Origin of the sequence: Pseudarthrobacter sp. NPDC058119, from assembly GCF_042884655.1 — a bacterium.
In the GTDB taxonomy this organism is placed as follows: domain Bacteria; phylum Actinomycetota; class Actinomycetes; order Actinomycetales; family Micrococcaceae; genus Arthrobacter.
In genome coordinates, this window is record NZ_JBHVTN010000012.1 from 27,254 (window position 1) to 46,731 (window position 19,478).

The following is a 19,478-nucleotide window of genomic DNA, read 5'->3' on the forward strand; positions in this document are numbered from 1 at the left end:
AGGGGGTTGGTTGCAGTGCTGCCAGCAGGTAGATTTGTCCATCGAATGGACGCGATGATCCAGTCTCCAGCCTAAAGAGGACCTATATTGCATGACGACCGCAGGATCACGGAAGTCCGCCTGGCAAGGTTTGTGCGGGAGCGCATTGCCCCTGCCGTTTACAGCAGGACAGTCCCGCTTACCCTGAGCAGCTGGGAAGTGCCCGGCGAACCGGTCCCGGCGCTTGAGGCGATGCGGCAGGACTTCCAGCCGCAGGAGCACGGCGCCCCCTGGGGACGGCCGTGGGGCACCACCTGGCTGCGGCTGCAGGGCGAAGTGCCCGAATCTTGGGGTGGCAGCCCTGACACCGCCGTAGAGGTGCTGGTGGACCTGGGGTTTACCACCGAAGCCCCCGGGTTCCAGTGCGAGGGCATCGCCTGGCGGGCGGATGGCAGCATCATCAAGGCCATCTCACCGCGCAACCAGTACATCCCTCTCAAGCTGCTCGGCAGCGGCATGGCGGTGGATTTTTACGTTGAAGCGGCCGCGAACCCCGACATGGCGCAGGGCTGGACCTTTGCCGCTACCCCCTTGGGCGACAAGGCGACCGCGGGAGACGCCCCACAGTACCGGCTCGGAACCATCGCCATCGCCGAGCTGAACCAGACCGTATGGGAACTCCAACAGGACATCTGGACCCTCGCCGGCCTCATGGAGCAGCTCCCACTGGAACTCCCGCGCCGCCACGAGATCCTCCGGGCCCTTGAGCACATGATGGACGTGATGGACCCGGAGGACGTCGCCGGGACCGCAGCCGCCGGGCGCCGGGTGCTCGCCGACGTCCTGACCAGGCCCGCCTATGCCTCCGCGCACCAGCTGGTTGCCACCGGGCACGCCCATATCGACTCCGCCTGGCTCTGGCCGGTCCGGGAAACGATCCGCAAATGCGCACGGACATTCTCCAACGTGGTGGCCCTGATGGACGAAGACCCTGGCTTTGTCTTCTCCTGCTCCTCAGCGCAGCAGCTTGCCTGGATCAAGGAGCTGTACCCGGACCTGTTCGGCCGGATCCGGGAAAAGGTACGCGCAGGGCAGTTTGTCCCGGTCGGCGGCATGTGGGTGGAATCGGACACCAATATGCCCGGCGGCGAAGCCATGGCCCGGCAGTTCGTTGAGGGCAAGGGCTTCTTCCTGGCCGAGTTTGGCATCGAGTGCAGGGAAGCGTGGCTCCCGGATTCGTTCGGCTACAGCGCGGCCCTTCCGCAGATCGTGAAGTCCGCGGGCAGCCGCTGGTTCCTCACGCAGAAGATTTCCTGGAACCAGACCAACCGGATGCCCCACCACACGTTCAACTGGGAGGGCATCGACGGCACCCGGCTGTTCACCCACTTCCCGCCGGTGGACACCTACAACTCGGACCTCAGCGCCAGGGACCTGGCGCACGCGGAGCGCAACTACCGGGACCATGGCCGCGGCACCGTGTCGCTGGTCCCGTTCGGGTACGGCGACGGCGGAGGCGGCCCCACCCGGGAAATGCTCGCCGCGGCTGCACGCACGGCGGACCTGGAGGGCTCGCCAAGGGTCCGGGTCGGGTCCGCGGAAAGCTTCTTCCTGCAGGCCGAGGAAGACTACTCCGCGCTGCCGGTCTGGGTTGGCGAGATGTACCTGGAACTACACCGCGGCACCTACACCAGCCAGGCGCGGACCAAGAAGGGCAACCGGCGCAGCGAGCATCTCCTGCGCGAAGCCGAGTTGTGGTGCGCCACGGCTGCCGTACGCGCCGGCAGCGCCTACGACTACCCGGGTGCCGAGCTTCAGCGCCTCTGGCAGCTTGTGCTGCTCCAGCAGTTCCACGACATCCTTCCCGGCAGCTCCATTGCCTGGGTCCACCAGGACGCTGAGCGGAATTACCAGGCGATCGAAACCGCCCTTGAGGCTTTGATCGGCCGTGCCGCGGAGGCGGTGCTGGGCACCGGCGACCGCCAGTTCCTGTTGAACGCCGCACCGCATTCCAGGAACGGAGTCCCCGCGCTGGGTGCGGCCGAACCGGTGGTGAGCCCGGAACCGGTACGGGCCACACCGCATGACGGCGGCTACATCCTGGACAATGGGGTCATTCGGGCCGTGGTGGATGCAGACGGGCTGCTGTCCTCCCTGCGCGACCATGCCAGCGGCCGCGAGGCGATCGCCCCCGGCCAACGGGGCAACCTGCTCGAACTGCACCGTGACACCCCCAACGAGTGGGACGCCTGGGATATCGACGAGTTCTACCGGCGCAACGTCACCCCGCTGGTCCACGCAGATTCTGTACGGCTTGAGCGCGAAGGCGGCAGCGCCGTCGTGGTGGTGGAACGGCTGGCCGGCACCTCGCCGCTGAGCCAGCGCATCAGACTTGCCCCCGGCAGCCCCTCTCTGGAGATCACCACCTCCGTGGACTGGCAGGAACGCGAAAAGCTGCTGAAGCTCGGCTTCGCCCTCGACGTGCGCGCGGACCGGTCTGCTGCCGAAACGCAGTTCGGCCACGTCTTCCGGCCCACGCACACCAACACGTCGTGGGAGGCAGCGAAGTTCGAAATCTGTGCCCACCGGTGGATCCATGTGGGTGAACCCGGCTATGGTGTGGCCGTGGCCAACTCGTCCACCTACGGCCATGACGTCGGAAGGAACATCAGGGAGTCCGACGGCGGCACCACCACCACGGTGCGCCTGTCCCTGTTGCGGGCGCCCAAGTTTCCCGATCCCGACGCTGACCGGGGGCGGCACGAGTTGACGGTGGCCATTCGCCCGGGGGCCGGCATTGCCGATGCCGTCCAGGAGGGGTACCGGACAAACCTGGCACCCCGTCTGGTCACGGGCGCCAAAGAAGTGGAGCCGCTGTTCTCCGTCAACAATCCTGCCCTGGTCATCGAAGCGGTGAAACTGGCGCAGGACGGTTCCGGGGACGTGGTGGTCCGGCTGTATGAGTCGCTGGGGCAGCGTTCCCTGGGGAACATTACGGCGAACTTCCCGGTGCGGGACGTTGTGGCCACGGACCTTTTGGAGCGCACCACCGAAGCTGCCGGCGTCCAGCCCACGGGCGCAGGTGCCACGCTAACGCTCCGGCCGTTCCAGTTGGTGACATTGAGGTTTGCCCGAAAATAGGGGGTCTGTCCGGGCTGGAGACTGCGTGAAAGAGGCCTTAAACAGGCTGAGTGGGGGCGGTCCCCAACGATCCGCCACCACTCATCCCCCCAATGTGTGCAAAGGCCCCCGGGGCCGCAGGCGCTTTGGAATTTATCCCCGTTCGAAAACACTTGGCGGCCCCGCCTTCACACATTCATGATTGTGTCACACTCTAATGATTTTGTGAAAGCAGCCTTAGGTTACTTTTCGGTAGATGTCTTTTGGCGCGCCGCGCTGCGCCCGTTGACCACCCGGGCAGCCCAGATAAGGGCCAGGCCAACGACGAAGCACAGCACTGCCGTGTAGTTGATGATGAACTCGATATAGCCAAAGGAAGGCGGGATCAGGGGGAACGACAAGCTCAGCCCTGTCGCCACAGCACCGAGGCCCAGGAGGGCGGCGGCCGCCCGGATAAGAGCCGGCAGGCGGCTTGATGCGGCGCGGATCATGGCCGGGAGCAGGGCCAGCGCAACGTAGGCGGGGTACGCGCGGCCGGCGGCCCCGTAATACTCGAGCAGGGCGGAGTTCCAGGGATCGGTGCCCACCACGCCCGTAAGTCCGGCGGAGGATCCGCTGGTGTCCATCATGAAAAACAGTGTCAGGGCGACCGCGGATATGCCTGCGAGGACTGCCATCCCTGTGCGGCCGGTGATGAGTCGGTAAGCGTCCTTTGCATCGAACCCCCGGGAAATGCGGATGCCCATGAAGAAGATGACTCCGAAGATCACGAACCGCAGCAGCAGGTTGGCCAGATTGGTCCCTCCCAGCGCCTGGTCGATCACCAGGTAGGGGCCTTGGATGCTCAGCAGGATGGCCAGGGTCATCATGGCAAAGATGCCGAACAGGGACCGGTTCTCACCGCGGAGGGTGCTGGGGATGCGGGCCGCGGCAACAAAGGCGCAAATCGCCAGCGTGGTCCATTGAAGGGTCTCGATCATCCCAGGTTCTCCCAAATCTTTTCTGTCTGTGCCTGGTCCTGCTCCTGGCGGCGCAACACCTTGCCCATTGCCTGAAGCCGGTCTCCGGCAAGTGCGGTGAGTTCTCCGTCGGAGAGGCTGGCCAAGGCTGCCTGCCGGGCTCCGGGCGGCCAGCCCGCCTCCTCCTCCGTGATGATTCCCGTAGCGACCAGTCCGCCGGCCGGTCCAACTCCGGCGGCCGCTGCGGTGGCCATGGCGAGCTCGGGGGACAGCCGGTTGGCGGTCAACTGCGCGGAATAGTTCTGCGGGGCCACCCCGGTGGCGGCCGACACCCGGTGCCGGACCTCGCCGTCGTCAATGGCGTCGACCCAGTTCTTTACGGAAGTTGCGTGCGGGGCCGGGCTCAGCTCAGGGGCGGCGGCTCCCCGGGGGGCGTCCATGGCCGGCCGGGAGAGGAGCGCCCTCAGCAGGTCCGCGCTGGAGATCTGGCTCACGAGTTCATTCCTGGTGGGCGGACGCGGCGGCCCCGCCAGCGCGCTGTAGTCTTCAAAACCCGCCAGTGCGGATACCGGGTTGATCTTGTAGGCGCGGCTGATGCTTACCACGGTGGTTACGGAGACCTTGCCGCGGACCAGCTGCTGGGCGAGGGTGGTCCGCTTGATTCCTGAGACCCGGCAGACGTCGGCAGTGCTGGCATCCGGTGCGATGCCTTGCAGCCAGCGCTGGAACGCCTTGGCGGAAAGGGTCATGGAGGGCTCTCTGCAGAACGGGTGGTGCTGACGATTTTACCGTGCCCCGGCCGGGCGCTCCGTGCCGCTGATTTTGTCCGTGGCCCACAGTCGTCTATAGTTGATGGTCGAGCCCGTTGGTCCGTACACCCCCCAAGTCCGGACCAGCGGGTTCTTCTATGTCCTGCAGCCCCAGCGGCGCCGCGGCCTGTTTGTGCCGCCTCTGCCGGCCGTCAATGGCTGTCCGGGCAGCGGCGAAAGGACCACCATGACTGCAACGCTTGTTGCCAAGGACATCTCCGGCGGCCACGGCCACCGCACCCTTTTTTCCGGGCTCTCCCTGACTGTTGCCCCGGGCGACGTGGTGGGCGTCGTGGGCGCCAACGGCGCCGGAAAGTCCACGCTGCTGCGCCTCCTCGCCGGCGTCGACCAGCCACAGGGAGGCTCTGTCAGCCTTGCTCCGGCAGATGCGTTCGTTGGCTGGCTGCCCCAGGAACATGAACGCGTCCCAGGTGAAACAGTGGCAGGCTACATTGCCCGACGTACCGGCTGCGCGGAAGCCACCCGCGAGATGGAGTCCACCGCCGAGGGTCTGGGCTCTGGCGCTCCCGGGGCGGACGATGCCTACGCCCGGGCCTTCGACCGCTGGATGGCCTCCGGGGCCGCCGACCTTGATGACCGCATCCCTGCCGTGCTGGCGGAGCTGGGCCTGGACGCTGGCCCCGAAGCGCTGATGACCGGGCTTTCCGGCGGCCAGGCGGCGCGGGTGGCGCTTGCGGCCCTGCTGCTGAGCCGGTTCGACGTGGTGCTGCTTGACGAACCCACGAATGACCTGGACCTCGCGGGCCTGGCCACGCTCGAAAACTTCGTGACCGGATTGCGCGGCGGGGTGGTGCTGGTCAGCCACGACCGTGAGTTCCTGGCCCGCTGCGTGACCAGGGTGGTTGAGCTGGACCTGGCCCAGAACAGCGTGGGAGTCTACGACGGCGGCTACGATGCCTTCCTCGAGGAACGCGCCGTGGCGCGGCGGCACGCCCGCGAGAAGTACGAGGACTACGCCGCCACCAAGGCGGACCTGGTGTCCCGCGCACGGACTCAGCGCGAGTGGAGCTCGCAGGGCGTCCGTAATGCGATGAAGAAAAACCCCGACAACGACAAGATCCGGCGCGCTGCCAGCACCGAGTCCTCCGAGAAACAGGCCCAAAAGGTCCGGCAAATGGAGTCACGCATCGCCAGGCTGGACGTGGTCGAGGAGCCCCGGAAGGAATGGCAGCTGCAGTTCAGCATCGGCCAGGCACCGCGCTCCAGCGCCGTCGTCGCCACGTTGCGCAACGCCGTGGCGCGCCAGGGCAGCTTCACACTCGGGCCGGTGAACCTCCAGCTCAACGGCGGTGAGCGGATCGGGATCACGGGCCCGAACGGCGCCGGGAAGTCCACCCTGCTGCGCCTCCTGCTGGGAACCCAGGTACCGGACGACGGCGACGCCTCCAAGGGTGCCACCGTCGCCGTCGGCGAAATCGACCAGGCCCGCGGCCTGCTGGACGGTGCCCAGCCGCTGGGCGACGCCGTCGAAGCCGTGCTGGCCGACTGGAACAGCGCCGATGTCCGTACCCTCCTGGCCAAGTTCGGCCTCAAGGCGGACCATACGTCTCGGACCGTGGATTCCCTGTCGCCGGGGGAGCGGACGCGGGCAGCCCTGGCCCTGCTGCAGGCGCGCGGCGTGAACCTGCTGGTGCTTGACGAACCCACCAACCACCTCGACCTGCCGGCCATCGAGCAGCTGGAAGAGGCCCTTGAAAGCTACGACGGGGCGCTGCTGCTGGTCACCCACGACCGGCGGCTCCTCGAAAATGTCCGACTCGACTACCGGTGGCACCTGGAAAACGGCACGGTCCAGGAGCTCCATCACACTGCAAGCCAGGAGAAATAACCATGAGCATGGACCGCGTTGCGTGGAGCTCGCTCTACAACATCAGCACCGCCAAGAGCGGCTCCAAGCCGTTCTCCAAGGAAACCCTGAAACGGGTGCTGGGGTTCGCCGCTCCGCACAAGGGCAAGCTCATCGCCTTCGTGCTCTCATCCATCGCAGCGGCCTTCCTGGCCGTCGCCACCCCGGTGCTTGCCGGCCAGGTGGTGGACGCCATCATCGCCAAGACGGATGCCGGCACCGTGATCTGGCTGGCGGTGCTGATCGCCATCGTGGCGCTGGGCGAAGCAGGGGTGGGGCTGTTGACCCGTTGGCTGTCCTCGACCATCGGCGAAGGCGTCATCGTGGACCTGCGCACCCGGGTGTTCGACCACGTGCAGCGCATGCCCATCGCTTTCTTCACCCGCACCCGGACAGGGGCCCTGGTCAGCCGCCTCAACAACGACGTCATCGGAGCGCAGTCCGCCTTTGCCGGCACGCTCTCCGGCGTGGTGAGCAACTCGGTGGCGCTGGCCCTGACCCTGGTGGTGATGCTCAACAAGTCCTGGCTGGTCACGGTGCTCGCCATGGTCCTGCTGCCGATCTTCCTGATCCCGGCCAGGCGCATGGGCTCAAAGCTGGCGGACCTGCGCCGCGAAGCCGCCGCGCACAACGCCGCCATGGGCACCCAGATGACGGAGCGGTTCTCCGCCCCCGGTGCCACGCTGGTGAAGCTGTTCGGCCGCCCGGATGAGGAATCCCGGGAATTCGCTGCCCGCGCGGGCCGCGTCCGCGATATCGGCGTCCGCATGGCCATGCTGCAGTTCACGTTTGTCACCGCCCTGACCCTGGTCTCGGCGCTCGCACTCGCGCTGGTCTACGGACTGGGCGGCTGGCTCGCGTTGGGTGGCCAGCTGGCGCCCGGCGACGTGGTGGTCCTGGCGCTGCTCTTGACCCGCCTTTATGCCCCGCTCACGGCGCTGTCCAACGCCCGGGTGGAGGTCATGAGCGCGTTGGTCAGCTTTGAACGCGTTTTTGAAATTCTTGACCTGAAGCCGCTCATCCAGCAGAAGCCGGACGCCGTGGCTGTCCCTGCCGGGCCGGTCTCCGTGGAGTTCGACAACGTCCGGTTCGCCTACCCCTCGGCGGACAAGGTCTCCCTGGCGTCGCTGGAGGAAGTCTCCACCCTGGACACCCGGGGCGGGGAGGAAGTGCTGCACGGCGTCAGCTTCCGGGTGGAACCGGGACAGACGGTGGCCCTGGTGGGCTCCTCCGGCGCAGGCAAGTCCACCATCGCCCAGCTCCTGTCGCGGCTGTACGACGTCGACTCGGGCGCCGTGCGGCTCGGCGGCACCGCGCCGGGGACAGGGTTGGACGTCCGCGACGCCACCTTCGACTCCCTGCGGGACACCCTGGGCATGGTCACCCAGGACGGCCACCTGTTCCACGAAACCATCGCCTCCAACCTGCGGCTCGCCCGGCCCGACGCCACGGACGAGGACATGTGGGACGTCCTGCGGCAGGCGCGCCTCGAGGCCATGATCCGGTCCCTGCCGGACGGCCTGGAGACGGTGGTGGGGGAGCGGGGCTACCGGCTTTCCGGCGGCGAACGCCAACGGCTCACCATTGCCCGGCTCCTGATCGCCCAGCCCCGTGTCGTCATCCTCGATGAGGCCACTGCCGCGCTCGACTCCACGAACGAAGCCGCCGTGCAGGCAGCCCTGGGCGCCGCGCTCGAGGGGCGTACCGCCGTCGTGATTGCGCACCGGCTCTCCACCGTCCGCGCGGCGGACGCCATCCTGGTGGTGGAGGGCGGCCGGATCGTCGAACGCGGAACCCACACCGAACTGCTGGCAGCGGGCGGCCGCTACGCCGAGCTGTACCGGACGCAGTTTGCCGAAGCCACGGCGGTGGCGCAGGAGTCCGTCCCCGAGTTCTAGCGGTTCCTGGTCCTTAGACTGCCCGTGCGGCCAGCAGGGGCAGGATGTGGTCCGTCAGCAGCGGCGCCAGGTCGTGGGTGAGGGCCCCGCCCGCCGTCGCGCTGATGTCCAGCCACCGGATCTCCGCGATTTCAGCCGCGGGAGCGGCCTGCCATGTGCCCGGGGCGATGAAAACGGTGGCTTCGATGTCGGTGGCGGCCTCGTTGGCGGCGTCGGCGATCCAGACGCCCATGAGGTCCAGGTCCTCCGGACGGACCACTATGCCCACCTCTTCGGCGAGTTCCCTCGCAGCCGCCTGCACGGCGGTTTCGCCCGGCTCCGGCTTGCCGCCAGGGTGCATGAACATGCCGGTCCCGCGCTTCCGCACGGTCAGGAGGCGCCCGGCGTCGTCAAAGACGCAGACAGCGGAGACCACGATGCGGTCCTTCATGCGGTGATCCTTTCCAGGCGCGAGACGAGCAGCAAATCCTTGCGGGGACCGGTCACGTCCCAGCTGTAACTGAAGGCGTCCGGGCCCTGTCGGGTGTAGGACACGCGGTAGGTGTCCGGATCGCACCAGTGGCTGTCCTGGCTGGTATCAGGGGCGAAGCCCATGCGGTGGAACGGCCTGCCGTCGGGAAAGAACACGTCCAGCGCATCGGGCTGCGGCAGGGGCTTCAGGACGTACTCGCGGGAGGCGGGGCCGGTGAAAGTAGGCCAGCGCATGGTGCCTTCCTCGCGGAGGGCCAGGCCGCCGTCGTCCGTGGGGGTGAAAACCACGACGCCGGAAAAGGTTCCGCGGGTGCCGTCCGACCTGTCCAGCAGGTCCCGCTCAAGCCGCCAGCGGCCCGGCTGTCCGTGGCCTGCAGTCTGGCCCAGGAGATAGGAGCGGAGGCTCGGCTCCGGGGAAGGAGAGTTCAAGTGCCCTCGATTGGAATCGAACCAACGACACCGGCTTTAGGAGAGCCGTGCTCTATCCACTGAGCTACGAGGGCGCGCATCCGGGGGTTCGGCGGGGCCGGCCCGTCCGGACACGGTTACAAGCATACAAGGTGCCGGGCCGTACTACGCTCAAGGCATGAGTCCAGCCCCCACTGCCGCTCCCGCCACCGCCGCCACCCCGAACGTGGCGTCCACCCGGCAGTACATCGGGGCGTGGGCGGTGCTGAGCGTGCTGCAGTACTTCGCGGCCGAGGCTGCCGTGGCCATGGCGTGGGCGGGACCCCGCCCGTACGACCTGCGGACCGGGTACATCAGCGACCTGGGGGCGCTCCACTGCGGCATCTATTCCGGCAGGGATGTCTGCTCGCCCTTGAACTGGCTGATGAATGCCTCGTTCGTGGTCCAGGGCCTGGGGCTGCTGGTGGGGGCGGTGCTGCTGACCTCGGGGCTGTTGCGCGTGGCCGCCCGGCCCGGCACCCGGGTGGACTGGCGGCGCCGGGAGCCCTGGCTGGCAGCCTCAGCCGTCCGGCTGCTCACCGGAGCCGCCGGGGCCGGAACCGTTTTAGTGGGGCTGGTCCCGGAGGATGCGGGCTCACCCTGGCACTACGCCGGCGCCATCACGTATTTCATCTCCGGTGGGCTGGCCCTGCTGGTGCTCGGCGTCCTGTGGCTTCGGAAGACCGGGGTGGCGTGGTTCCTGCTGGTGTGCGGAGGCGTGTCGCTGGCGGCCACGGCCACCGGTGGGCTGACCCGGATGATGGTTCCCGAGCCCGGCACGCTGGAACGGCTGATGGGCTATCCGGTCACCGTGGGGATGGCCGCTGCGGGGCTGGTCATCGCCCAGCGGGTGCACCGGCACCGGAAGCAGCGGCGGGCTGCGGAAGCGGGTGTCAGGGCCGGTTGAGGAAGAATTCCCGGAAGTCACTTAGCGAACTGCCACCAGGGTAGCCAAGGGCAGCCGCGCCCACGGAAACGGAGTCGTCAGGGGAAAAGATGCTGGTGGAGAAGGTTCCGGACTGAAGGTCTTCGGTTTTCTCGAGCATCGCTGGGAGGGCTCCTTCCAAAGCCTGGGTAAGGCTGGCCTTGTCGCTGCCGGTGCCCACGAGCTTCGCGGTAATGAAGTTGCCCGACGTATTCATGTTCACGTGGACCTGGGCCGATGCCACTCCGGGTACCGCCGTGGCGGCCTCCTCGATTGAGGCTTTCAGGCGTTCAGCGGGGGCCGGCCCACCCTGGCCACAGGCCGGCAGGGCAACAACGGCCAGTGCCAGGGCAACGGTACGGGCAGCGGTTTCAAGTGGGCTCATCATCACTGCTTTCGGGAAATGTTGGACACCGTGGAGGTCACTTGGCTGGCATCCGGGGTGAGGAATCGTTGGGTTGACTGCTGTTGACTGTACTGCGCGATCGGTCCTGCAGCTTCGAGGTCCCGGACCGATGCCACATACGAGGAGCCATCGTGATAGTTGATGCCGGCGATGCCGGGTTCGCCGGCAGGGTTTGGCAGCTCAACGACGACCGCACCGTTGTCCCGGCTGGCGGAGACCATTCCGCCCGGCCATACCGTGGCGTCTTCAAGGTCCACCTTTGGCACCGGATCTCCCGCGTGCTGAAGAGCCAGGATATCGATGGACGGTGGAATGGGAGCGGAGTCCACGGGTGAGCCGAAGGTCACCACGTTGGTGACGTTGAAGCGGTCCGTGAAGCGCGAGTCGGCAGCAAGTGCTGCCGCGATCATGCCACCTTGGGAGTGCCCGGAGAGCATCACCGGTGCACCTTCCGGGATGCCTGCCCGTTCCATGGCCATGCGGACTGCTTCCGCAGCCGTGGACAGGTTGCCACCCGCAAGCTCAAGGTTTCCTGTGAGGTCGGTGGGATTTGCTGCACCATCGGGCAGCCACCGCGTGGTGCCCGGGATGCTCACGATATAGGCCGGTGATTCGCCCGGTTTACGAACCGCGACGATGCGAACGCCGGTGTCCTCAGTGCCGGGCTTGCCCTGGTCCGAGTAGGCTGTGTTCGTTGTTTCCAGTACAGCGCTGATGCTGGACGGGACCGGAGTATTGGCCCTCCCGTTGGCCTGCAGCTCCTCCGAATTTCCAACGCCAACCGGGATCGGGTCCCCCGCAACCGGCCGCCCGTCGTCGAATATATGTGGGTTGCACAGGCCCGCACTCAGGGTGGTTACCCGCAGGTTGTCCAGGGAGGCCGCCAGCAGCAGGCCGTTGGTAGCCAGCTCCGTCAGCGACGGTGGCTCACCCGTCGTCAGCCACCGCCAGCCCATGTCCATCACATTGCCCGTTTGGCTGTAGACATTTTCCTGCGCATCCATCAGGTTCCGGATGGGAAGCCGGGCTGCATCCTGGACAGAGACCCATGTGCTGCCAGCCACCTCCCGGACCGTATCCGTAACCTGCCGAGCCGTGTTCCACAGGTCGTCCACGGAGCCGGTAGCGGGGTCAAGCAGCGAGTCGAATAACGGGGGAGCCGTCGGTGCGGAGAGCGCGCCAGCGCCGGTGCTCGCTCCAATCTGCTCCTCGACGTGGCGCTTCACCACACTCGAGGCGGCAGTGAGGGCCTGGGCCGTACTCAACAGTTTCGCCCGGTGCCCGGTCCAGTCGGCAGCGAATCTTTGTGCGTCTGCACCCTTCCAGGGCGAGCCCCCCTGGACCAGGGGTGTGAGGTTGCGGCCCAAGGCCGCCAGCCGGTCACCGGCACGGGCCAGTTCTTCGCTGAGGCGCCGGCCGCCCTCGACGTCCATTCCATAGAGGGGCATGGTCAGGCCACCTGTGCCGCAGCGCTGGCAAGGAATTCCCTGGCGCCCAACAGGCGCCACGCGAACGTTTGGCCGATGTCACCCCGGGAAACAGGAATCAGTGCGAAACCAGCGCTGGAAACGGAGGCGCGGAGTGAATGGAGGCGGTCCGTCAAGATCCAGGCGTCCTTGCTGACATGGTCCGGGCCCGGACCGCCGGGCATCGGCACGGGGCTTAGCCCTGCTTGATGGGCTGCCACTTCCAGATGGATGGTGTACCTGGCGTCCGCAACGCTCCCGTTGGACGCGGTCTCAGTGGAAGGTTGGTGGCAGCCGGAGGTTTTCGCGGTGCACGGAAGGTGCCGATTGAGGGCGGCCCAAGCATTTTCTTCGGTGAAGAAACATACTTCGACGGCGTTGCTGACCTGGATTACTTCCACGCCCTGTCCGTGCCGGATGCGCCGGGCGTAGGTGACCGCCACACCCTTTCCCCCGGCAATGGCGAGTTCGGTGTGGACCGAATCTTTGGCCGACTGGACTACAGCAGCGGCCCGAAGGGGTGCGAAAGCTGAGATCCAGGCTGCCAGTATCCACTGCTGGCTGATGGCACCGCTTTCGTCCGCTATTCCGGCCCCGCGCAGCTCGGCTTCGGCCGTCTCCAACGTGTCAAGGTCCAGGGTCTCGACCGTCTGGGCTCCTGCCGAGCCTCGATACGCGGCCTGGAGGTCCTCAGATGAGCCGGCCGCCTTGTGGACCGTCAGAGCCCAGGCCGTCCCGCTTAATTCGAAGGCGCTAAGAGCACCGTCCAGCTGTGATTCCCCCAAGAATCCCCCCAGATAGATTCCAAGCAGCTGTTCAGCGCCGCTACAGGGAAAACCCTATGCTGAGCGCGTGGGATCGGAAATGGGGACCTCTATCGGCTCGCTTTCCTCTTCTCCGCGTTCTTCCCCAGGAACACCGCCGCGGCCCCGGCCAGGAGGCTCAGCACCAGAAGCACCCAGCCTGCAATGGTGAGGGTGGACGCCAAGGCCACCTGTCCGGCGTCGGGACCTTCCGTGCCCATCATGGTGTCAATGGCCACGTTGCCCCACAGCCGCACCACCACGAACAGCATGGGCAAAGCCCATAGCGCCCAGCGCACCGCCTTCCGTGCCACGTTGGTGCCGATGAGCAGCAGCCAGGTGAACCCGAAGATCAGCGGGAAGAGGGTGCCCGCGGTCTTGTGGACGTAGTTCAGCTGGCCCAGGGCGTCGCTGTTCATGACCCCCTGCAGCCGGCCGATGTAGCCGGTGTCAAAACCGCCAATCAACGAGTCGGGCATGGCCAGTTCCTCGGAGAGCTGCGTGAGCTGGGTCAGGGTCAGCAGGTGCAGGTACCAAAACAGGAACAGGCTGGCCACCACGCCGGCAATGACGATCAGGTTGCTGTTTCCCTGCGCCTTTTCCGGCGTGCGCGCAGTGGTGGGGTTGACCACCGGGGGCAGGTGATGTTGCGGCACCGCCGCGTTGGCGCCGTGCTTCTTGATCCGCTGGGCAGGGGTTTTGGCCATGCCACCATTATCCCGCCCCATAAACTGAACCCATGACCACTGGCCGACACAGCGCAGCTGTTCTTGACCCCTCATTGGACGACTACGAACTGGCCTCGGCGCTGGTCCGTGAAGCCGGACAGCTGGCGCTCCTCATGCGCATGGCAGGCCTGCAGTCTGAACAAAAGACCTCCGTCTCCGATGTGGTGACCGCGGCGGACCGCGCCGCAGAGGCCTACGTGCTGGAACAGCTTCAGCGCTGCCGGCCGGAGGACGGCATCCTGGGCGAGGAAGGCGCCTCCGTCCAGGGAACCAGCGGCCGCACCTGGGTGATCGACCCCGTGGACGGCACCTACAACTTCCTGCACGGCTCCACCTACTGGTGCTCCGCCATCGCGCTCAAAGACCGCGCCGATGTGCTGCTGGGCGCCGTCTTCCAGCCTGAAGAGGACAAGCTGTGGCTTGGCGGGCACGACCGGCGTGCGACGCTCAACGGCGATCAGCTGACGGCATTTACGGAGGACGGAGGCAGGCGCAACACCACCAGCGTCGCCGAACTCGGCGCTGCCACCTACATCCACCCCACGTGGTTGATGGACCCCATGTGCGCCATGCCGTGGCACGCTGCGGCCACCTCCGCCGCATCCCTCCGCATGCTCGGATCCGGTTCCTGCGACCTGGGCCGGGTAGCCGACGGACAGCTGGGGTGCTGGTTCCAGCACAGCTGCCCCGAATGGGACTGGCTGCCGGGAAAGGCGATCGTCCTTGCAGCCGGGGGAGCCGTGGACACCGTCCGGGTCAACGGGCTGGAGTGGTTCATCGCAGGAGGAACGACGGCGGTCCGCGGGCTGCGTGTGGCCCTCGAGTCAGGCTCGGTGGCCTGACGAAGTCAGGCCGGGAGCGGGAGTAATCCACAGCCTGGAAGGCGTTGTCGGTCCCACCGCCTAGACTTGTAGGCACCATGGATATGTTGTTTGACCCGTACTCTGACGGACCGTTCAAGGCCGCTCCCGCCTCCACCGCCCGCACCAGGACGGAGCCTGAGGGCGTTGCCACCACGGCAGGGCCGGGCGGAATGCCGGACCCGAACGCCGGCGGACACAACCACTCCGGCGGATGGCAACAGTCCCACCGGAGCGCCGGAAACCGGCACGACGACGGCCACCATGGAAGCCGCCGCCCGGATGCTGCCCAGTTGCTCGAAGGGCTGAACCCGCAGCAGGAGGAAGCGGTCAAGCACGGCGGATCGGCGCTGCTGATCGTCGCCGGCGCGGGCTCGGGCAAGACCCGCGTGCTCAGTAACCGGATCGCCTACCTGATCGCCACCGGCCGCGCGCACCACGGCGAAATCCTCGCCATCACGTTCACCAACAAGGCGGCCGCGGAAATGCGGGAGCGCATCGAGGCGCTGGTGGGCGGACGTGCCAAGATCATGTGGATCTCCACGTTCCACTCGTCCTGCGTCCGGATCCTGCGGCAGGAAGCGGCAAACGTCGGCCTGAAATCCAACTTCTCCATTTACGACTCCGCCGACTCGCTGCGCCTGGTTACCCAGGTGTCCAAATCCCTTGACCTGGATCCCAAGAAGTTTGCGCCCAAGGCCATCCAGCACAAGATTTCCGCGTTGAAGAACGAGCTCGTGGACGCCGACTCCTTTGCCTCGGAAGCCAACTATAACGACCCTTTCGAACACGCGGTGGCGGACGTCTATAAGGGCTACACACAGCGCCTCCGGCAGGCCAATGCCATGGACTTCGACGACCTCATCGCCGAGACCGTCTACATGTTCCGCGCCTTCCCGGCCCTGGCGGAGTCCTACCGCCGCCGGTTCCGCCACGTCCTGGTGGACGAATACCAGGACACCAACCACGCCCAGTACGCCCTGGTCAGGGAGATCGTGGGCGAGGGCCCCGGCGCGTCGGAGCTTACGGTTGTGGGCGACTCTGACCAGTCCATCTATGCCTTCCGCGGCGCTGACATCCGGAACATCGTGGAGTTCGAAAAGGACTACCCGGAAGCCCGCACCATCAAGCTGGAGCAGAACTACCGTTCCACCCAGAACATCCTGAGTGCCGCCAACTCGGTTATCTCCCGCAACCCCAACCGGCCGGAGAAACGGCTGTGGACCGCCGAGGGCGAAGGCCACAAAATCATCGGCTACGTCGGTGAAAACGAACACGACGAAGCGCAGTTCATCGCCAAGGAAATCGACCGGCTCCAGGACGAGGAGAACCTCCGCCCGGGCGACGTCGCCATCTTCTACCGCACCAACGCACAGTCCCGCTCCATCGAGGACGTGCTGGTGCGCGTGGGCCTGCCGTACAAAGTGGTGGGCGGAACACGCTTCTACGAGCGCAAGGAAATCAAGGACGCCCTGGCGTACCTGCGCGTCCTGGTGAACCCGGACGACGACGTCAACCTCCGCCGGGTGCTGAACGAACCGAAGAGGGGCATCGGCGACCGTGCCGAAGGCGCCGTGGCTGCCCTCGCCAGCCGCGAACGCACGTCCTTCATGGCGGCGGCCCGCCGCGCGGACCAGGCTCCGGGCATGGCCACCCGCTCTGTCAACGCCGTTTTGGGCTTCGTGAAGATGCTGGACGACCTCGCCGAGGTGGCCGCCGGGTCCGGGGCTGCCGCGGCACTCGAAGCGGTCCTTGAACAGACCGGCTACCTTGCCGCGCTGCGCTCCAGCACCGATCCACAGGACGAGTCCCGCGTGGAAAACCTCGCCGAACTCGTGGCCGTGGTGCGCGAGTACGAGCAGGAGAACCCGGAGGGAAGCCTGGGCGCCTTCCTGGAACAGGTGTCCCTGGTGGCTGACGCCGACCAGATTCCGGATGCCCCCGGCGCGGACATTGACGCCGCCGTGGCCGAAGCCAAACGGCTGGGCGTGGTAACGCTGATGACCCTGCACACGGCCAAGGGCCTGGAGTTCCCGGTGGTGTTCCTGACAGGCATGGAACACGGGCTCTTCCCGCACCAGCGCTCAGCCACCGACCCCAAGGAACTCGCCGAGGAACGCCGGCTGGCCTACGTGGGCCTCACCCGTGCCCGGAAGCGGTTGTACGTGACCCGGTCCGAGGTGCGCAGCATGTGGGGCCAGAGCCAGTACAACCCCGCCAGCCAGTTCCTCGAGGAAATCCCCGCGGAGCTCCTGGAATGGAAGCGAGAAGGAACCAGCCGCCAGTCATGGGCCGGGGGCGGTTCGATTGGTTCGGGCCGGTACAGCGGGTCCTTCTGGGGCGCCGGCACGGCCCGCGGCGCAGCGGCAGACTCCTCTGCCGGCTTCAACGCCGACGTGCCGGCTTTCATTGCCAAGAACAGGGTGCAGCCGCAAAAGGAGATCATCGCCGTCAGCGTGGGGGACAAGGTCAACCACACCAGCTTCGGCAACGGAACCGTCCTGGCCCTTGAAGGAGCCGGAGACAAAACCGTGGCGAAGGTGAAGTTCGACGTCGGCGAAAAGCGCCTGTTGCTGCGCTACGCCCCGCTCACCAAGCTCGACGCCTGATGCGCGCCCCAGCCCGGGCATAATGGAGGCCATGCGACGGACTGTATGGGGGATGCTCGCCGCCCTTTTCCTTGTCATTGCCACAGGCTGCACCGTGACCACCAAAGACCCGGCCTACGTTCCGCCGGCTCCGCTGCAACCCATGGAGCAGCTGGAAAAGGCGCCGCTGGCTGACGCGAAGGCGTTCTCCAGCGGCGACGCCGTCCTCTCGTTCATCACCGCGGACAGGACCGTCGCGTGCTCGCTCACGTCCGCCCGCGGGGAACACCTGAACCTGCCCTATGAGCAGAACCGCTACAGCGACGCCGCCAACAACAAACTGCCCATCGTCCCGGTAGCCCACTGCGAGCTCGCCAGCTATCCGGCGCTCCAGCCGGGCGACACCAAGGGCGACTGCGCCGGAACCCACTTGGGGTACCTGGGCGGCGTGGCCCTCCTGACGCCGGACACTGCCCGCTACGGCGAATGCCGCTCCGGCGTCACATCCATGGAAGCCGCTTTCGGGCCCAAGGGGAGCAAGACAGGGCCGCTGGCCCAGCTGGCGGTTCTGCCCGACGGGCAGAACCTGGAACGCAACGGGTTGCGCTGCTCCGCCTACAACGACGGTGTGGCATGCGGAAACGTCTCCGCCGGCGTCGGATTCTTTGTTTCCCCCAAACGTTACGAGCTGATCCAAAGGCCGGCCGAAAGTAGCCAGCCGCCGCAGTCAGAGGGCCAAAAAACCCCGTAAATCCGCGGTTTTTCTACGTTCCATAGAATAGTGTGCTTACTCACATAAGCGGTAGTCTGGGACGGCCCGGTCCCTCCAAAGGACTAGAGTTCCCCATGGAGCATTACGCCGCGTGGCTCGTTTCCAGACAGGCCGCCGGTGCGTGCAATCCGCAGCCCGGTCATCGTCGTACAGATGGTGTCCGACTGTACAGAAACTACTTCGACGTAGAAGGACACTAAACCGTGGACCTGTTTGAATACCAGGCGCGCGATATGTTCGAGGCGCACGGTGTACCCGTGCTTGCCGGCATCGTGGCGTACACCCCAGAAGAAGCAAAGGCAGCTGCCGAGAAGATCGGCGGCGTTACCGTTGTCAAGGCACAGGTCAAGGTAGGCGGCCGTGGCAAGGCCGGCGGCGTCAAGGTCGCAAAGTCCGCTGATGAGGCGTTTGAGCACGCCACCAACATCCTGGGCATGGACATCAAGGGCCACACCGTGAACAAGGTGATGATCGCCCAGGGTGCAGACATCGCCGAGGAGTTCTACTTCTCCGTCCTGCTGGACCGCGCCAACCGCAACTACCTTGCCATGTGCTCGGTTGAAGGCGGCATGGAAATCGAGCAGCTCGCCGTCGAACGTCCCGAAGCGCTGGCCAAGATCGCCATCGATCCCGCCGTGGGCATCGACCAGGCCAAGGCCGACGAAATCGTCGCAGCCGCAGGCTTCGCCGAGGAACTGCGCGGCAAGGTCGCCGCCGTGATCCTCAAGCTCTGGGATGTCTTCAAGAAGGAAGACGCCACCCTGGTGGAGGTCAACCCGCTGGTCAAGACCGGCGCCGGCGACATCGTGGCACTGGACGGCAAGGTCTCCCTGGACGAGAACGCCGACTTCCGCCACGCCAAGCACGCGCAGCTCGAGGACAAGGACGCTGCCGACCCGCTTGAGGCCAAGGCAAAGGCGCAGGACCTCAACTACGTCAAGCTCGACGGCGAAGTAGGCATCATCGGCAACGGTGCAGGCCTGGTCATGTCCACCCTCGACGTGGTGGCCTACGCCGGCGAGAACCACGGCAACGTCAAGCCCGCCAACTTCCTGGACATCGGCGGTGGAGCCTCCGCCGAGGTCATGGCTGCCGGCCTGGACGTCATCCTGGGTGACGAGCAGGTCAAGTCCGTGTTCGTGAACGTCTTCGGCGGAATCACCGCCTGCGACGCCGTTGCCAAGGGCATCGTCGGTGCACTGGCCGAACTGGGCAGCTCCGCGAACAAGCCGCTGGTAGTCCGCCTCGACGGCAACAACGTCGAGGAAGGCCGCCGCATCCTCACCGAGGCCAACCACCCGCTGGTTACCTTGGCCGCCACCATGGACGAGGGCGCCGACAAGGCCGCCGAGCTCGCCAACGCAGCGAAGTAAAGGGACG

The 19,478-nt window shown here is 66.4% G+C and carries 16 protein-coding genes and 1 tRNA gene; 8 read left to right on the top strand and 9 right to left on the bottom strand.

The window, feature by feature from the left end; all coding sequences use genetic code 11:
• Nucleotides 1-87: 87 nt before the first annotated feature.
• Entirely contained in the window at nt 88-3,120 is a 3,033-nt protein-coding gene (locus ACFVTD_RS20035; RefSeq protein ID WP_387566580.1) for an alpha-mannosidase, read from the top strand.
• Nucleotides 3,121-3,341: 221 nt separating this feature from the next.
• Here the strand turns inward: ACFVTD_RS20035 and ACFVTD_RS20040 are convergent, their stop codons facing one another.
• A complete protein-coding gene (locus tag ACFVTD_RS20040; protein ID WP_387566583.1) occupies nt 3,342-4,079 on the bottom strand; it encodes a hypothetical protein in 738 nt (245 codons plus the stop codon).
• On the bottom strand, nt 4,076-4,807 hold the full coding sequence (locus tag ACFVTD_RS20045; RefSeq protein WP_387566586.1) for a hypothetical protein: 732 nt from the start codon (nt 4,805-4,807) through the stop codon (nt 4,076-4,078). Before ACFVTD_RS20045 ends, ACFVTD_RS20040 begins: the two co-directional genes overlap by 4 nt.
• A gap of 247 nt (nt 4,808-5,054) precedes the next feature.
• On the opposite strand from ACFVTD_RS20045, the gene ACFVTD_RS20050 reads away from it, so the two are divergent.
• Nucleotides 5,055-6,716: an ABC-F family ATP-binding cassette domain-containing protein gene (locus tag ACFVTD_RS20050; protein WP_387566589.1), complete on the top strand. Its 1,662-nt coding sequence runs from the start codon at nt 5,055-5,057 to the stop codon at nt 6,714-6,716.
• Nucleotides 6,717-6,718: 2 nt separating this feature from the next.
• Nucleotides 6,719-8,632: an ABC transporter ATP-binding protein gene (locus ACFVTD_RS20055; RefSeq protein WP_387566592.1), complete on the top strand. Its 1,914-nt coding sequence runs from the start codon at nt 6,719-6,721 to the stop codon at nt 8,630-8,632.
• Between the two features lie 13 nt (nt 8,633-8,645).
• Here the strand turns inward: ACFVTD_RS20055 and ACFVTD_RS20060 are convergent, their stop codons facing one another.
• The 3 genes from ACFVTD_RS20060 to ACFVTD_RS20070 all read right to left on the bottom strand — a co-directional run bounded on the left by ACFVTD_RS20060 (nt 8,646) and on the right by ACFVTD_RS20070 (nt 9,606).
• The gene (locus ACFVTD_RS20060; RefSeq protein WP_387566595.1) at nt 8,646-9,062 is read right to left on the bottom strand and encodes an NUDIX domain-containing protein; all 417 of its coding nucleotides are present in this window, start codon (nt 9,060-9,062) and stop codon (nt 8,646-8,648) included.
• Entirely contained in the window at nt 9,059-9,532 is a 474-nt protein-coding gene (locus ACFVTD_RS20065) for a DUF6314 family protein (protein WP_387566598.1), read from the bottom strand. The genes ACFVTD_RS20060 and ACFVTD_RS20065 overlap by 4 nt, the downstream gene beginning before the upstream one ends.
• 1 nt (nt 9,533) lies before the next feature.
• Nucleotides 9,534-9,606: transfer RNA gene (locus tag ACFVTD_RS20070), tRNA-Arg, on the bottom strand.
• Nucleotides 9,607-9,689: 83 nt separating this feature from the next.
• Between ACFVTD_RS20070 and ACFVTD_RS20075 the strand changes: the two genes are divergently transcribed.
• Nucleotides 9,690-10,457, top strand: a complete 768-nt coding sequence (locus ACFVTD_RS20075) for a DUF998 domain-containing protein (protein ID WP_387566601.1) — start codon at nt 9,690-9,692, stop codon at nt 10,455-10,457.
• Here the strand turns inward: ACFVTD_RS20075 and ACFVTD_RS20080 are convergent.
• From ACFVTD_RS20080 to ACFVTD_RS20095, 4 genes are all read right to left on the bottom strand, one after another.
• On the bottom strand, nt 10,444-10,860 hold the full coding sequence (locus ACFVTD_RS20080) for a hypothetical protein (RefSeq protein ID WP_387566604.1): 417 nt from the start codon (nt 10,858-10,860) through the stop codon (nt 10,444-10,446). The two genes, ACFVTD_RS20075 and ACFVTD_RS20080, sit on opposite strands and share 14 nt — an antisense overlap.
• 2 nt (nt 10,861-10,862) lie before the next feature.
• On the bottom strand, nt 10,863-12,329 hold the full coding sequence (locus ACFVTD_RS20085) for a hypothetical protein (RefSeq protein ID WP_387566607.1): 1,467 nt from the start codon (nt 12,327-12,329) through the stop codon (nt 10,863-10,865).
• A gap of 2 nt (nt 12,330-12,331) precedes the next feature.
• On the bottom strand, nt 12,332-13,132 hold the full coding sequence (locus tag ACFVTD_RS20090; RefSeq protein WP_387566610.1) for a hypothetical protein: 801 nt from the start codon (nt 13,130-13,132) through the stop codon (nt 12,332-12,334).
• Nucleotides 13,133-13,221: 89 nt separating this feature from the next.
• Nucleotides 13,222-13,857, bottom strand: a complete 636-nt coding sequence (locus tag ACFVTD_RS20095; protein WP_387566612.1) for a hypothetical protein — start codon at nt 13,855-13,857, stop codon at nt 13,222-13,224.
• Between the two features lie 32 nt (nt 13,858-13,889).
• Here ACFVTD_RS20095 and ACFVTD_RS20100 point away from each other — a divergent pair, with 32 nt between their 5' ends.
• The 4 genes from ACFVTD_RS20100 (at nt 13,890) to sucC (ending at nt 19,471) form a co-directional block, all read left to right on the top strand.
• Nucleotides 13,890-14,720: an inositol monophosphatase family protein gene (locus ACFVTD_RS20100; protein WP_387566615.1), complete on the top strand. Its 831-nt coding sequence runs from the start codon at nt 13,890-13,892 to the stop codon at nt 14,718-14,720.
• Nucleotides 14,721-14,803: 83 nt separating this feature from the next.
• Nucleotides 14,804-17,347 (top strand): DNA helicase PcrA, encoded by a 2,544-nt coding sequence (pcrA, locus tag ACFVTD_RS20105; RefSeq protein ID WP_387566765.1) that lies wholly within the window; start codon nt 14,804-14,806, stop codon nt 17,345-17,347.
• 22 nt (nt 17,348-17,369) lie between these two features.
• Nucleotides 17,370-18,077, top strand: a complete 708-nt coding sequence (locus ACFVTD_RS20110) for a hypothetical protein (RefSeq protein ID WP_387566617.1) — start codon at nt 17,370-17,372, stop codon at nt 18,075-18,077.
• Between the two features lie 224 nt (nt 18,078-18,301).
• Nucleotides 18,302-19,471, top strand: a complete 1,170-nt coding sequence (sucC, locus tag ACFVTD_RS20115) for an ADP-forming succinate--CoA ligase subunit beta (RefSeq protein WP_175317647.1) — start codon at nt 18,302-18,304, stop codon at nt 19,469-19,471.
• Nucleotides 19,472-19,478 lie beyond the last annotated feature (7 nt).